This window comes from Mesorhizobium carmichaelinearum, from assembly GCF_900199455.1.
GTDB lineage: Bacteria > Pseudomonadota > Alphaproteobacteria > Rhizobiales > Rhizobiaceae > Mesorhizobium > Mesorhizobium carmichaelinearum.
The window spans coordinates 238,902-253,265 of the sequence record NZ_FZQR01000005.1 but is presented as its reverse complement, the minus strand read 5'-3'; the positions used below and the strand labels follow the sequence as shown (position 1 = coordinate 253,265).

At 65.0% G+C, this 14,364-nt stretch carries 17 protein-coding genes; 5 read left to right on the top strand and 12 right to left on the bottom strand.

Going from position 1 to position 14,364, the window contains the following annotated elements:
- Nucleotides 1-5: 5 nt before the first annotated feature.
- Genes CKW40_RS14285 through CKW40_RS14275 form a run of 3 tightly spaced genes read right to left on the bottom strand, consistent with a single transcriptional unit; the run spans nt 6 to nt 2,467 of the window.
- The gene (locus tag CKW40_RS14285) at nt 6-452 is read right to left on the bottom strand and encodes an SRPBCC family protein (protein ID WP_095200538.1); all 447 of its coding nucleotides are present in this window, start codon (nt 450-452) and stop codon (nt 6-8) included.
- The gene (locus tag CKW40_RS14280) at nt 449-1,231 is read right to left on the bottom strand and encodes an IclR family transcriptional regulator (RefSeq protein WP_095200537.1); all 783 of its coding nucleotides are present in this window, start codon (nt 1,229-1,231) and stop codon (nt 449-451) included. Before CKW40_RS14280 ends, CKW40_RS14285 begins: the two co-directional genes overlap by 4 nt.
- 36 nt (nt 1,232-1,267) lie before the next feature.
- Nucleotides 1,268-2,467 (bottom strand): adenosylhomocysteinase, encoded by a 1,200-nt coding sequence (locus tag CKW40_RS14275; protein WP_095200536.1) that lies wholly within the window; start codon nt 2,465-2,467, stop codon nt 1,268-1,270.
- 180 nt (nt 2,468-2,647) lie between these two features.
- On the opposite strand from CKW40_RS14275, the gene blh reads away from it, so the two are divergent.
- The 5 genes from blh to CKW40_RS14250 are packed head-to-tail and all read left to right on the top strand — an operon-like array spanning nt 2,648 to nt 5,892.
- Nucleotides 2,648-3,943 (top strand): bifunctional sulfur transferase/dioxygenase Blh, encoded by a 1,296-nt coding sequence (gene blh / locus CKW40_RS14270; protein ID WP_095200535.1) that lies wholly within the window; start codon nt 2,648-2,650, stop codon nt 3,941-3,943.
- 26 nt (nt 3,944-3,969) lie between these two features.
- Entirely contained in the window at nt 3,970-4,275 is a 306-nt protein-coding gene (gene bigR, locus CKW40_RS14265; RefSeq protein ID WP_095200703.1) for a sulfite-sensing transcriptional repressor BigR, read from the top strand.
- Nucleotides 4,272-4,682, top strand: coding sequence for a YeeE/YedE family protein (locus tag CKW40_RS14260; RefSeq protein WP_095200534.1), 411 nt, complete (start codon nt 4,272-4,274; stop codon nt 4,680-4,682). Before bigR ends, CKW40_RS14260 begins: the two co-directional genes overlap by 4 nt.
- Nucleotides 4,683-4,711: 29 nt before the next feature.
- A complete protein-coding gene (locus CKW40_RS14255) occupies nt 4,712-5,113 on the top strand; it encodes a DUF6691 family protein (RefSeq protein ID WP_439330980.1) in 402 nt (133 codons plus the stop codon).
- Nucleotides 5,110-5,892 carry a sulfite exporter TauE/SafE family protein gene (locus CKW40_RS14250; protein WP_095200532.1) on the top strand — a complete coding sequence of 261 codons (783 nt, stop codon included), beginning with the start codon at nt 5,110-5,112 and terminating at the stop codon, nt 5,890-5,892. Before CKW40_RS14255 ends, CKW40_RS14250 begins: the two co-directional genes overlap by 4 nt.
- 21 nt (nt 5,893-5,913) lie before the next feature.
- Here CKW40_RS14250 and CKW40_RS14245 read toward each other — a convergent pair whose 3' ends face one another.
- From CKW40_RS14245 to CKW40_RS14205, 9 genes are all read right to left on the bottom strand, one after another.
- On the bottom strand, nt 5,914-6,501 hold the full coding sequence (locus tag CKW40_RS14245; protein WP_439330979.1) for a class I SAM-dependent methyltransferase: 588 nt from the start codon (nt 6,499-6,501) through the stop codon (nt 5,914-5,916).
- Nucleotides 6,502-6,737: 236 nt separating this feature from the next.
- The gene (gene arsK, locus CKW40_RS14240) at nt 6,738-7,979 is read right to left on the bottom strand and encodes an arsenite efflux MFS transporter ArsK (RefSeq protein WP_095200530.1); all 1,242 of its coding nucleotides are present in this window, start codon (nt 7,977-7,979) and stop codon (nt 6,738-6,740) included.
- Nucleotides 7,976-9,367, bottom strand: coding sequence for an NAD(P)/FAD-dependent oxidoreductase (locus CKW40_RS14235; RefSeq protein ID WP_095200529.1), 1,392 nt, complete (start codon nt 9,365-9,367; stop codon nt 7,976-7,978). Before CKW40_RS14235 ends, arsK begins: the two co-directional genes overlap by 4 nt.
- 43 nt (nt 9,368-9,410) lie before the next feature.
- Complete coding sequence (locus tag CKW40_RS14230; protein WP_095200528.1) at nt 9,411-9,731, bottom strand: ArsR/SmtB family transcription factor; 321 nt, start codon at nt 9,729-9,731, stop codon at nt 9,411-9,413.
- A 65-nt stretch (nt 9,732-9,796) separates the two neighbouring features.
- Nucleotides 9,797-10,219 (bottom strand): arsenate reductase (glutaredoxin), encoded by a 423-nt coding sequence (gene arsC / locus CKW40_RS14225; protein WP_095200527.1) that lies wholly within the window; start codon nt 10,217-10,219, stop codon nt 9,797-9,799.
- Entirely contained in the window at nt 10,216-10,902 is a 687-nt protein-coding gene (locus CKW40_RS14220) for an aquaporin (RefSeq protein ID WP_095200526.1), read from the bottom strand. The genes arsC and CKW40_RS14220 overlap by 4 nt, the downstream gene beginning before the upstream one ends.
- Nucleotides 10,903-10,909: 7 nt before the next feature.
- Entirely contained in the window at nt 10,910-11,242 is a 333-nt protein-coding gene (locus tag CKW40_RS14215) for an ArsR/SmtB family transcription factor (RefSeq protein ID WP_095200525.1), read from the bottom strand.
- A 66-nt stretch (nt 11,243-11,308) separates the two neighbouring features.
- A complete protein-coding gene (locus CKW40_RS14210; RefSeq protein WP_095200702.1) occupies nt 11,309-13,222 on the bottom strand; it encodes a diguanylate cyclase in 1,914 nt (637 codons plus the stop codon).
- A 270-nt stretch (nt 13,223-13,492) separates the two neighbouring features.
- Nucleotides 13,493-14,326: an SDR family oxidoreductase gene (locus CKW40_RS14205; RefSeq protein ID WP_095200524.1), complete on the bottom strand. Its 834-nt coding sequence runs from the start codon at nt 14,324-14,326 to the stop codon at nt 13,493-13,495.
- Between the last annotated feature and the right edge of the window lie 38 nt (nt 14,327-14,364).

The following is a 14,364-nucleotide window of genomic DNA, read 5'->3' as shown; positions in this document are numbered from 1 at the left end:
CTTCCTCAAAGGCGCTCGCACACCGCCTTCAGGATCTGCAAGGTCGGACCCCAGTAGAGATTGGCGTGCGGGCGGATCGCCGGTTCGGCGAAGTCGCTGAGCGTCAGCGTCAGCAGCGTCCCTCCATCCGCCGGCGCCAGCGCGAAGCTGACCAGCGTGTGGTTTTCCGGCACGTCCGCCAGGCGCGAGGCCGACAGCGTGCTCCAGTAGCTGTAGGCAAAACTCTTCTCGGGCTTAAAGGCGCGGACGATGCCATGGTTCTCGAACCGCATGCCATGCAGCAGCCCGCGGATCACGATCGTGCCGCCGGCATACCCTTCCAGGCTGACGGTCAGCTCCTCGTCGGACATCCATTGCGGGATCATCCCCGGTGTCGTCAGCACCCGCCAGACTCTGGCCGGCGCAGCGGCGATGACGACGGCCTTGACGATCGGCGTGGAGGGATCGGTCACGGCGCGCTTTGGCCTGATGGCTCGGGCGCCAGCACCAGCGCGATCTCCTGCGCCGCCTGCGCCGCGTGGCGGCGTACGGTGGCAAGGTCGAGCATGCTGTAGCTGGTCGCCACATAGGGCACGGTGAGTGCTGCGACCGACTGGCCGAACGGCCCGATGACCGGAAAGGCAAGATCGATGACGCCCGGCTGCAGCCCGTCGGCGACCTCCTCATGGCCGGCGGCGCGGATGCGGGCAAGCGCGCGCTCGATATCGGGCTTTTCACCAGGAATACCAGAGGCTTGCAGCCATTGGTTGACTCTGTCCTGCGGCTGGAACGCCATCAGCGTGCGGCCGGTGGCGGTGGCAAACAGCGGAAACTCGGCGCCGACGCGGACGCGAAAGCCGAAGGCCGCCGGACTTTCCACCTGCGCCACGATCAGCACCCGTCCGGCATTGTGGACGCCGAGATTGCAGGATTGCTGGATCGCGTCGGACAGCCGCCGCATCGACGGCAGCGCCGCCTGGACGAGGCCGCGCAGCGGCTCGTGCCGGTGCGCCAGCTCAAACAGGCGCGGCGACAGGAAATAGAGCCCGGCCGGGCGATCGCGAAAAATGTAGCCGCGCCGCTCCAGCGCCTGCAGCACGCGGTAGATCTGGTGGATCGAGCGGCCGACCGCCTCGGAAATCTGGCCCTGGTTCAGCCCGTCCTTCTGCTCGGCCAAGAGTTCGATAATGTCGAATGCCTTTTCCAGGGCCGGAACCGAATAGTCCGGCGCTTCCGTAGTCTTGCCAGCCATACCCACCTTCCCAGTTAGAATCAGGAAGCAACTTAGTTACGTCGCCGCGCCCATCGTAGCCATCATCAGCCGGGCGATACGCCGGTTGATGTCGTCGGGCACCGGCTGCGCGCCTGCCGCCAGGTTTTCGCCCTTCACCACCCGCTCCAGCGACAGCGCCTGCAGCATGAAGCCGATATCCATGGATTCGATCGAATTGCCCTTTGGCTCGACGCCGGCAAGGTTGAACATGCGCCCCTCAGCAATGAGGATGACATGCCTTCCATTGGCGAGGTCGAGACGCCGCAACGTGCCGTCGAGATCGGTGGTGGCGGTGGTCATGGCGGCGAGCCCCTCAGTGTCGATCTCCCAGGGGAAATGCCCGGAATTGGCGAGCACCGCGCCATCCTGCATGGCGGCGATCGCCTCGGCGGGAAGCACGCCGGCGCGGCCTGTGGCGGTGATGAACACCTGTGCCCATGGCGCCAGCTCCGCCAGCGGCGCCACGCGGTAGCCGTCGAGGGCCGCCTCCAGCGCCTTGATTTCGTCGACCTCGACGACCGCCACGCGGCCGCCGAGTGCCCGCAGATACTGCGCGATGCCGCGCCCGCACCAGCCATAGCCGATGACGCAGAAGCGTCGGCCGGGGATCATCAGATTGGTGATGCGCATGAAGCTTTCGACCACCGACTGGCCGACCGCGTGCTTGTTCTCTCCGATCGCCTTCAGCGGGCTGTCGTTGATGACGATGGAGGGGAACGGCACCTTGCCGGCCAGTTCGCCGCGCAGCCGGTCGCCGCCCGACGTCGTCTCCTCGGTGCCGCCCAGGATGGACGCCGCCCTGCCGCGTTCGACAATGCCGGCGGCAAGGTCGGCGCCATTGTCGAGCAGCATGTCGGGCTGCGCGTCCAGCACGCGTGCCAGGTTGGCATGATGGTCGGCGAGCGTATCGGCGCGGCGGCCGAACACGCCGATACCCTGGCTTTGCAGGAAGGCGACGACATCATCCTGCGTCGAACCGTGATTGCCGGTACCAATTATCTCGGCGCCGCCTTCGGCCAGCACTTCGAGCAGCACCGCCGTCTTCGGCTCGATATGCAGTGACATGCCGATGCGCCTGCCGGCGAAGGGGCGACTGGCGCGGAACTCTTCACGCAACGTGGCCAGCATCGCCATGCGCGAACGGATCCAGGCGACACGGCCGCGGCCACGCTCGACCAGTTCCGCATTCGCCGGATTGACCTGGGCTTGGGTCATTCGAAGTCTCCGATCATGGTCTACATTTATCATATGCAAAAATGTTTTTTGCATATGGCAAATATGGCAGAAGATCGTCAGGCCGGCAACCCGGCCGCGAATTTCCAGGCAGGCCCCTTGTGCGAGTATTCATTATACATTATATGCAATTGTATATTGATAAGAATACAGGTGCTCGATATGACCATGATCCGTGTAAATGACGTGCTGAGCGTCGGTCCCCAGCCCTCGATCTCCGAAATCCGGTCGCTTGCCTTCCATGGCTTTGCGGGAATGATCAACGCCCGTCCTGACGGGGAAGAGGCCTCCCAGCCCGGAAACGCCGCCGAGCGGCAGGCGGCTGGCCACGCCGATGTTTCCTACGCTTTCATACCCGTCACGATGCCGACCATCACCGAAGCGGACGCGCGGGCCTTCCAGGCGGCCATGGCCGATGCCGGCGGCCCGGTCTTTGCTCATTGCAAGACCGGCACGCGCGCCCTGACCCTGTATGTGCTGGGCGAGGCACTCGACGGCCGCATGTCATCCCAGGATATCGCGGCTCTCGGCTTGAAACTCGGCATCGACCTGCCGGCGGCGTCGCGATGGTTCGAAGCGCACAGGCAACTGCGACCGGAGGTGAAGGGATTCTTCGACCCCCGGACAGGGAGCGTGCAATATGTGGTTTCGGACCCGGATACCCGAAAATGCGCCATTGTCGATCCGGTTCTTGATTTCGACGAGAAGTCCGGAGCGACCACGACGCGCAACGCCGACGCGCTGCTTTCCTATGTTGCCGAGAACGGGTTGAGCGTCGAATGGATTCTCGACACCCATCCCCATGCCGACCACCTTTCGGCCGCGCAGTATCTGAAGCAGAAGACAGGTGCCCCGACGGCGATCGGAGCGCCGGTGGTCGATGTCCAGCGCCTATGGCGGGGCATCTACAACTGGCCCGAACTTCGTGTCGACGGTTCGCAGTGGGACAGGCTGTTCTCGGAGGGTGACACGTTCAAGGTCGGTTCCATAGCGGCGCGTGTGATGTTTTCGCCCGGTCACACCCTAGCGTCGATCACCTACGCGATCGGCAATGCGGCCTTTGTTCACGACACCATCTTCATGCCTGACAGCGGCACGGCTCGTGCCGATTTTCCCGGTGGTGACGCGCGCATCCTGTGGAAATCGATCCAGAAGATCCTGGAGCTTCCGGACGAAACCCGCCTCTTCACAGGCCATGACTACCAGCCGGGCGGACGCGCGCCGAAGTGGGAAAGCACGGTCGGCGAGCAGAAGCGCGCCAATGCGCACCTGGCCGGCGTGGACGAAGAGGCCTTTGCCGGATTGCGCGTGGCGCGAGACCGAACGCTGCCGATGCCGAAACTCATCTTGCATGCCTTGCAGGTCAACATCCAGGCGGGGCGCCTGCCGGAGCCGGAAGCAAACGGTACGCGCTATCTGAAATTCCCCCTCGATGCATTGCAAGGAGCCGTGTGGTGAGCGAGATCCAGCCTAATGCAGTGAAAATGTCGCCCGCCGCCATGGAATCGCGCGCCGGCGAAGTCGCGGCCTTGTTGAAGACGCTGGCGCATCCAATGCGGCTGATGCTCGTCTGCACCCTTGTCGAAGGCGAGTATTCGGTCAGCCGGCTGGAAGAAATGCTCGACATCCATCAACCGAACCTTTCCCAGCAACTGACGGTGTTGCGCGATGCCAACATTGTGGAAACGCGGCGAGACGGCAAACAGATCTTCTACCGGCTGACCGCCGAGAAGGCCGCTCAATTGGTGGCGGCACTTTACACGATCTTCTGTTCGGAAGGCAGGCCATGACCTCTTATCTCGTATCCCTTCTTGGCGGGGCCCTTATCGGTCTTTCCTGCGCCATCCTGCTGATCCTGAACGGCAGGATCGCCGGCGTCAGCGGGATTGTCGGCAAGGTGGTCCAGGGCATCGATGTCTGGACAAACGCCGCCTTCGTCGCCGGATTGCTGCTTGGCCCGGTGGTGTACTTCGCGGCCTTTCATCATTGGCCAACCGTGACCGTGACGGCGTCGCTGCCATTGATCATGCTTGCGGGATTGCTGGTCGGCTTCGGATCCCGAATGGGCTCGGGCTGCACCAGCGGTCATGGCGTGATGGGCCTGGCTCGGCTATCGCCACGTTCGATCGCCGCGGTCCTGACATTCCTTGCGAGCGGCATCGCGGCCGTCGCCCTTCTTCGCGGAGCAGCCTTGTGAGACACAGCAAACTACGGCCTGTCGCCGCTTTGGCCGCGGGCACGCTTTTCGGGTTTGGCCTGGCACTGTCGGGCATGCTCGATCCCGTCCGCGTCCAGGGCTTTCTCGACATTTTTGGTGCGTGGGATCCAAGTCTTGCCTTCGTGCTGGGCGGCGCCGTTGCCGTTGCGATGGCAGGCATGGCCTGGCTGCGGCGGATGTCGCGACCGCTGCTGGCGGATCGCTTCCATGTGCCGATGAACTCGCGGATCGACGCCCCTCTGGTCATCGGCTCGGCGATCTTCGGCCTGGGATGGGGCCTGGGCGGTTTTTGCCCCGGCCCGGCCTTGGCTTCATTGTCGCTGGGGCTGACGCCCACCCTGGTCTTCGTGGCCTTCATGCTGGCGGGGATGATTGCCCATGACCGCTTCCTTGCCGGGAGGCCATCATGACAACAACCTTGTTTGCCGCCGTTGGCTCTGGCGGCCTGGTCGGTTTCACCCTTGGCCTTGTCGGCGGCGGCGGATCGATCCTTGCCACGCCGCTCCTGCTTTATGTCGTCGGCGTCGCCCAGCCGCACATTGCCATCGGCACAGGCGCGCTTGCGGTGGCCGCCAACGCATTCGCGAACTTTGGCAGTCATGCCTTGAAGGGTCACGTCTGGTGGCGCTGCGCGCTTGTCTTCGCCGCGCTGGGCTCCGTGGGAGCTTTCGCGGGATCGACGCTCGGAAAGTCGATCGACGGCGCGCATCTGCTTTTCTTCTTTGGGCTGCTGATGCTGGTGGTCGGCGGTTTGATGGTCCGACCCAGGCGCGGCACCTCGACCACGGTCCGGCCTGTCGACGCCAGAATGTGCGCGATGACCGCAGCGGTCGCCATCGTCGCCGGCGCGGCCTCCGGCTTCTTTGGCATCGGTGGCGGCTTCCTCATCGTTCCCGGGCTGATCCTGGCCACCGGAATGCCGACAATCAACGCGATCGGCACCTCCCTGCTTGCCGTCGCGGCCTTCGGCCTCGCCACGGCCTTCAACTACGCACAATCGGGAATGGTCGACTGGCAGTTGGCCGGGGAGTCCATCCTTGGCGGTCTTGGCGGCGGCCTGATCGGCATGTTGGCGGCGACGCGCCTGGCATCCTACAAGAACGCGCTCAACCGCATCTTTGCCGCGCTGATCTTTGTCGTTGCGGGCTATGTTCTCTACCGCAGCATCGGCGCGTTCACCTTGGGATAGCGGCCGGTCCGGACGTCCGCATCATCCCTTGTGTTCGAACACCGCCCCGTAGTGATACGGCGGCAGATCAACCATTCGCACAAGCCGGAAACCAGCAGCCTCCAGAACCACCAACACCGCTTCGGGTGACATGCGCATCTCCGTCCTGGGGCCGCGCGGCTGACCAAGCACGGTCGTGTGCTCTCGCGGCAGCTGATGCCAATTGACGAGTGCAAACAGGCCGCGCGGCTTAAGCGTACGGGCCACGGCTTTGACGAGGGCCGGCTGATCGGGCACACCGTGGAAGGTGTTGGCGATCAGCACGAAATCGATCTTTTCAGGGATCAGTTCCGCGACGTCGCCGGCATCCGCGACAATCCACTTCAGGACCGAAACGCCGAGCTGCTTCACCTCGGCCTTGGCCGCCACGATCATGTCCGGGTCGAGGTCGAGCGCATAGACGCGACCACTGACGATTTTCGCAAGCGGAGCGGTGAAATAGCCGTCGCCGCAGCACAGGTCCAGAGCCGTCATGCCGGGCTCGACACCCAACGACAGCAAGAGGCCCGACGGGTCTGGCCAAAGCGCCTGCCACCAATCGCGGTCAGGCATGGAGGTGGCGGGAAACATTCCAGTCATGGGCGGACGCTTTAAAGCAATTCCAGGAAAAGTGTGAGCGGTTTTCCGTCTGGAATTGCGTCAAAACAAAGAGTTAGAGCGGTTCGCCGTTTCCATGAAACGGTGAAACGCTCGAGCATTGCGCTGCGGGGCAGCTTTGACCGGCAAGCCGCCAAAGGCAACGCTTCCGTTGCCGGCGGCGGATCGAACCGATGGCCGTCAGCGAGATCTTAGAGCACCGGCGACGGTCATCCAGCCGCGTGCGGCGCGACCGCTGCCGTGCCGCTCTCCTCACCCTTGCGCGATTGCCGGCTGATCAGCGCGATGGCGGCGAAGGCGGCGATGCCGAACAGGCCGACCACGACATTGAGCCACAAGGCCGGGAAAACACCGAAGCCCGATATCATCAAGGTGAGGCCGAACGGGGCGAAGGCGGAGCTGAATTGGCGCGCCGCCGTGATCCAGCCGACATAGGAACCGTAGCGCTCCTGGCCGAACAATTCGAGCGGCAGCGTGCCGCCGACAATGCTCATCAGGCCCGAGCCGAAGCCGAAAAGCACGGCAAACAGCATGGCGCCGGGAACGGAGGGCGCCACCACAAGCAGAACCGCAAGGCCGCCGGCGAGTGCTGCGGTCGCGCCGAGCGCCCGCGATGTCTGCGTCAGGCCCCGGCCGAACAGCATGTTGACCAGCCGGCTCGCCACTTGCGATGGGCCAAACAGGCTGGCGACCAGCACCGAGGCGCCGCCGAGGCCGACAAGGGTGAGCAACGGCACCATCTGCACGAGAACAGCCGAAAGCATGAACCCCTCTATGGCAAAGCCGGCGAGCACCAGCACGAACAGGAGCGACCATCGCCGGCCGGGCACCGGCCCTGACAGGCCCGCCGTGACCGGGACGATCCTCTCCCTTGCCTTGCCGGCGCGGTCCGAAAGCCGGGCCAGCCACCAATGGATCGGCAGGCAGACAAAGGCGTTGAGCGCGGCAAAGAGAATGAGCACCTCGCGCCAGCCGAGATGCTGGTGCAGCAGCGTCGTCAGTGGCCAGAACAGGGTCGAGGCGAAGCCGGCGATCAAGGTGAGATGGGTGATGCCGCGCCGCGCGCCGCCGAGCTGCACGATGGCGACGAAGGCCGTGCTGTAGAGGACGAAGCAGGAGGCAAGCTCCATGGCCAGCACGCCGAGCGCAAAGCCGGCGCGTCCCGGCGCCAGTGCGCACAAGAGCAACGCGCCTGCCGCCGCCAGCGATCCCGGCACCATCAGGCGCCCTGCCCCGACCCGGTCCGCCAGGCTGCCCGCGAACGGCGCCAGGATGGCGCTCGCCAGCAGCGACACCGACAGCACCGCGAACACCCATTGCTGCGACCAGGCGAGTTCCGCCGCCACCGCCGGCGCCAGGATGCTGTAGCTGTAGTAGAGCGTGCCGTAGCCGATGATCTGCGTGGCGCCCAGCGCCCAGATGGCGGAAGCGGGAATCTTGGCGTCACTCACTCCGCGGCTTCCATCTTGCCAGCGCAACCGCAGCCGCCTTTGCCGGCTGCCTTGGCGTCGGCATCCGCCACGCAGCAGGCATCGATCGCCGCCGGCGCTGGCCCGCCGCAACAACCCTGCGAAGCGCGGCCCGCCGGCACCGTGCAGACGCCGGTTTCGGGCAGCACCAGTTGCACGGCGTCGGCCGCCGCCATGTCGCCGGCGAGCGCCGCCGCGACCGAGCGGACCTGCTCGTAGCCGGTCAACAGCAGGAAGGTCGGCGCACGGCCATAGCTCTTGATGCCGACCGTGTAGAAGCCGGGCTCCGGGTGGCCGAGCTCGCGGTGGCCATGCGGCGGCACGTCGCCGCAGGAATGCTCGTTGGGATCGATGAGCGGCCCGAGCGCCTTGACGCTTTCCAGCCACGGATCGAGATCGAGCCTGAGCTCCCTTGTCAGCGACAGGTCCGGGCGCTGTCCCGTGGCGGCGATGATGCGGTCGACGGGGCCGAGTTGAGCCAAGCCCTCCTCGCTTTGCCCCTCGACGATCAGCCGGCCCTCATGCTCGCGGATCGCAAGCGTCGCAAAACCGGTGACCAGCTTGACGCGGCCGCTTTCGGCGAGGTCGCGAACATCGGCGCCGAGTTCGCCGCGCGCCGGCAACTGGTCGGCGTCGCCGCCGCCATAGATGCGCACGAGGTCGGTTCCGCGCACCGCCCAGATGAAGGCGGTGCCGGGCGCGGCATCGGCCAGCCTGGCAAGGTCGAGCAAGGCATTGGCCGCCGAGTGGCCGGAGCCCGCAACCAGGGTCGTGCGGCCGGCATAAAGCGCGCGGTCGCGGCCGAGAATATCGGGGATGCCGTAGGCGATGCGGTGGGCAAACTCCGCCTCGCCCTCCGCCGCGATGCCGCCGGCACCGAGCGGATTGGGCGTGCGCCATGTCCCCGAGGCGTCGATGACCGCGCGGGCGCTGTCGCGCCTTGTGCCATTGGCGGTCTCGACCACGAGCATGAAAGGCCGCGTCGCGCGCTCGCTGCCGCGCACCTTGTCGGCGCCCCAGCGCGATATGGCAACGACACGCGCATTGGTCTCGATCGCCGGCGCAAGGTTTGGCAGCCCGGCCAGCGGCTCGAGATAGTGCGCCACGAGTTCGTCGGCGGTGGGAAAGGCTTCCGCGTCCGGCATCCGCCAGCCATGGCTTTCGAGCAGCTTGCCGGCCGCCTGGTCGACGCAATAGCGCCACGGCGTGAACACCCGGACATGGCCCCAATTGCGCAGATTGGCGGCGACACCGCTGCCGGCCTCATAGAGCTTCACCGGCAGGCCCCGGGCGATCAGATGAACGGCGGCCGCCAGGCCAACCGGGCCGGCGCCGATGACGGCGATGGGCAGATCGTTTTGTGTGGCCATAGCTTCTATCCTTCCGGTATTATCGAAATAGCAGGCAAAAAAATCAGGCGGCCGCGTCATCCGCTGCCGTATTGCAGGCGGCATCGGCGCAGCATTCGTCGGCCAGGAAGCCGATGAGATCGTTCATCATGGGATAGTTGGCGCGGCAGATCAGCGTCGTTGCCTGCCGCTCCTGGCTGACCAGTCCGGTCAGGATCAGGCGGTGCAGATGGTGCGACAGCGTCGAGGCGGCAATGCCGAGGCTCTCCTGCAGGAAGCCGACCGGCCGGCCAGCCTCGCCGGCCCGGACCAGGATACGATAGAGGTTCAGCCGCGTCGGATTGCCGAGCGCTTCCAATTGCTTCGCTGCTTGTTCGAGTTTCATGGAAGTAGCATGCGGCCAGCGACGGAAACCGTCAAGCCCTATTTCGATGTTTTTCGAAATAGACCTCAGACCACCCGCTTGCCGCCCGCATCGACGACGACCTCGCCGTCCTCCTTGGTGAACGGGCCGATATCCGGATTGGGCAGGATATCGAGCACCGCTTCAGACGGTCGGGCAAGGACGACGCCGAGCGGGCTCACCACGATCGGCCGGTTGATCAGGATCGGATGCGCCAGCATGAAATCGAGGATCTCGTCGTCGCCCCATTTGGCATCGCCGAGGTTGAGTTCGGCATAGGGAGTGCCCTTTTCGCGTAACAGCGCGCGCGGCGTCATTCCCATTGCCGCGATCAACTCGATAAGCTTTTCGCGCGACGGCGGGTTCTTCAGATACTCGATCACTTCCGGCTCTTCGCCGGACTGGCGGATGATGGCCAGCGTGTTGCGCGAGGTGCCGCAATCGGGATTGTGGTAGATGGTGATGGTCATTCTGCAGCTCTCATTTCTGGCGCAGGCCTGGGTTCGGAAAGCAGCCAGCCGGCCAGCGCCAGCGCCAGCAGCGCACCCAGCAGTTCGGCGACGATGAAGGCGGGGACATCGAGCGGCCGGATCCCGGCAAACGTGTTCGAGAAGGCGCGGGCAATCGCCACCGCTGGATTGGCGAACGAGGTCGAGGCCGTGAACCAGTAGGCGGATGTGATGTAGAGCCCGACCAGCCAGGGGATGGCGTCGCTGCGAAAGCGCAAGCCGGCAAGGATGATGAAGACCAGGCCGAATGTCGCGACCAGTTCGGCCAGCCACTGCCCCTGCCCGCTGCGCACCGTCGCCGACACCTCGAGCAGAGGCAGGTCGAACATGGCATGCGCGACCAGCGTGCCGGCGAGGCCGCCGAGAATCTGGACAGCGATGTAGCCCAGCACGGCCAGCCAGCCGATGTCGCGCCGCAGCCCGAAAACCAGCGTGACCGCCGGATTGAAATGCGCGCCGGAGACTGGCCCCAGCGTGGTGATCAGCACCACCAGCATGGCGCCGGTTGGAATGGTATTGCCGAGCAGCGACAATGCGACATCGCCCGTCAGCCGGCTGGCCATGATGCCCGAGCCGACCACCGTGGCGACCAGCATGGCGGTGCCCAGCGCTTCGGCTGCGAGGCGGCGTCGAAGGTCGGTCATGTCAACCTCAACATTTGCAGGTCACGGCCTGGAGGATCGGCTGGCACAGCTCCGGCGCGCCGTTGCAGCAATCCTCCATCAGATAGGCGAGCAGATCGCGAAACCCGGTCATGTCGGCCGTGTAGCGGATGCTGCGGCCTTCGCGCTCGGCGTGCACCAGCCCGACCTGGCCGAGGATTTTCAAATGCGCCGACATGGTGTTCTGCACCGTGCCGAGCCGCGTCGCGATCTCGCCTGCCGGCACACCCTCGGCTCCGGCCCGAACCAACAGCCGGAACACCTCCAGCCTGGTTTCCTGGCCGAGTGCTGCGAGCGCCAGCAATGCCGTTGTCTTGTCCATCAATCCATCTATCCAGATTTATGGATTAATGGCAGCGGACCATGACAATGCCGTGACAACCAGGGCTCACGCTTTGCGCCGGGAAGCGGTCGGGCGTGGTTCGCTGAGGTGCGGGCGCCAGCCATGCACGCGGTCGCGCCCCGCGGCTTTGGCGCCATAGAGCGCCTCGTCGGCGCGCCTAAGCAGATCGGCGATCTCGATCGCAGCACTGCCGTCGAAAGTGCCGACCCCGATGCTGACGGTGACGATGCCCTTTTCGCTGCCGGCATGCGCAAGCCCGAGATCGCGCACCTTGCCCCGCAGCGTTTCGGCGATGACGAAGGCGCCTCTGGCGTCGGTTTCCGGCAGGACGATCGCGAACTCCTCGCCGCCATAGCGGGCCGCCGCGTCGGCCGGCCGCCGCGCCGTCATCTCGATGCAGCGGCTGACGGCGCGCAGGCAATCGTCGCCCGCCGGATGGCCGTAATGGTCGTTGAACCGCTTGAACCAATCGACATCGATGATGAGCAGGCTGAGCGGCGTGATGTTGCGCCGGCCACGGGCGAATTCGCGCGCCAGCGCGTCGTCGAAGGCCCGCCGCGTCAACAGCTCGGTCAGCCCGTCGCGATGCGCCAAGAGGTTCAGCTTTTCATTGGCCGCCAGCAATTCGGCCTCGACCTGCTTGGCCTCGGTGATGTCGGAAAACACGCTCAGGCTGCCGCCATCGCCGGTCGGCCGGGTCCGCACATCGAGCCAGCGCCCGTCGGCAAGCTGGACTTGGCGGTGGCTGGATAATGTCTGCAGGGCCATGATGTCCGCGATCCACGCCTCGACCTCGTCGGGCGGCGTCACACTTTCGCCGCGCGCCACCGAGGCGCGCAGGATGTCACGATGGTGAGCACCGGGTACCCTCAAGTCGGCCGTCTTCGGAAACAGGGCACGGTACTGGGCGTTGCACAGCACCAGCCTGTCGTCCGGATCGAACATCACAAGGCCGTCGGCCATATGCGTCAGCGCGTCTCCGAGCCTCGCCTGGCTTTCGGCCAGCTCGGTTTCCAGCTGCTTGCGCTGGGTGATGTCGCGATTGTGCGTGATCAGGCCGATGACGGCCCCGGTCCTGTCGCGAAACGGCGCCTTCAACGTCGCCAGCCAGGCATCGGTGCCGTCCTCATGGTGCAGGCGCTGTTCGATGGTGGAGGAGACGCCGGACGTCAGCACGGCAAGCTCGTCCTCGCGGAATTCCTGCGCGGTTTCGCTGGGAAAGAAATCGAAATCCGTCTTGCCGATCAGCGCCTTGGCGTTGGCCGCCTGCATCAGTTCCGCGGTTGCCGGATTGGCGGCGATGAACCGGCCCTCGAGATCCTTGACGTTGAGGCAATCAGGCAAGGTCTCGACCACGGCCTTGAAGATGCGCCGCGACTGCAGCGCTTCGAGGCGCCGCCGCTCCTGGTAGATCGCCAGCCCCGACATCGCCACGGAGACAAAGATGAGCAATGTCGAGGGAAACACCACCTTTGGCAGGACCGTCTCGATAACGGACCGCGGCAGGACACTAAGGCCAAGCAGCGACCCACATGCGGTCGCAGCGCCCAGGATCATGATATCGCGCATGGCTGGGGCGCGGCCCCTGAGCGCAAGATTACCGGCGATGCCGACCAGCATGGTGGCGGCGATCCCCACCGCGCCGGCGAAGGCGCCGATGCCGCCCTCGAAAACCCGGAAGGCACCGGCCATGACACCTGCGATGATGCCGGCGACAGGGCCGCCGAAGAAGCCGGCAAGACCAACCATCGTCGCCCTGAGATCGATAAAAACGCCCGGCTGCAGTTGCATCGGCGTCAGCATCAGGATGACGGCGCCGGCGCCCATCAGCAGGCCGAAGGCCGCCGCCTTTACCGCGGCCGGCCTGCGGTCCAGCCACACATGCGTATGGATCCAGACCGAAACGAACATCGCAACGACCGCGAGATTGGCCAGCAATTCAGACCAGGGCGAACCCATGCTTCGTCCCCCTTCCTTCATGCGTCGAGGGCGCGTCGGCAATCAGCGACGCTGCCCTCGTGGATACGCCGGGCAAGAAAACTAAAGTGTTACGGACCGGGTTTGGATTGTTTGGATGTGCGGACGGGTGAGTTCTCCAGGGGGTAGCCTACCGCCGCCAGAAGCGGGCCAAGACTTTCCACAATGGCATAGATTCATCCATAAAACAGATACTTAAGCGCGTCGGTTGAATCGATTTCGACCCGGCGCGGTTGACGCTCGCAGCAGCGATTACCCGTCGATCGCAAGCGAGCTTGAAAGCGCGCGATAGGCTTCGATCTGTTGCTGCAGTGTCGCAATCTTCTGTTCGGCCGTGGCGATAGCATCGGCGCCGGCCAGGAAGCGCCGGGGAAGCGCGGCCTCCTTGTCCAGCGTGATCAGCGCCTGCGCCAGTTTTGCGGGGTCGCCACCCTGTGTGCCGTTCGCCCCTGTCCAGAAGGCCTCCTGCTGCGCACGGCGCTCGCTGTAATCCGTAATAGTGAGATCGGCATATCTGGTCGATTCCTCAGTGAGAAGTTCGGTGCGGAAGAAGCCCGGATTGACGATCATGGTCTCGATCCCGAACGGCGAGACCTCGATCTGCAGCGCTTCCATCCAGCCGTCGAGACCGAACTTGGACGCCGAATAGGCGGTGCAGAATTCGTAACCCACCAGGCCCGCCGTCGACGAGATCGAGATGATCCTGCCCGATCCCTGCTTGCGCATCGCCGGCAGAAAAGCGCGGGTGACATTCATCGGGCCGACCAGGCTCGTGGCCAGTTGCAGGTCCATCTGCCGAGGCGACAGTTCCTCGAAATAGCCGGCCTGGAAGCTGGCCGCGTTGTTGACCAGGACGTCGATGCGGCCAAAGCGCTCGATGGTGGCCTTGGCAGCCGTTTCGGCGTCGGCGCTGCTGGTGACGTCCAGCTTGACGACCAGAAGCCTGTCGGATTGGCCGACAGCCCCGGCCACCTTGTCTGTATTGCGGCCGGTAGCGACCACTTGATGGCCGGCGTCCAGGGCAGCCCTGGCAATATCAAGGCCCATGCCTCGCCCGGCGCCCGTGATGAACCAAACTTTGCTCATGTTCTAAAATCCCTTCGTTGCTGGGGCACAGGTAGCCT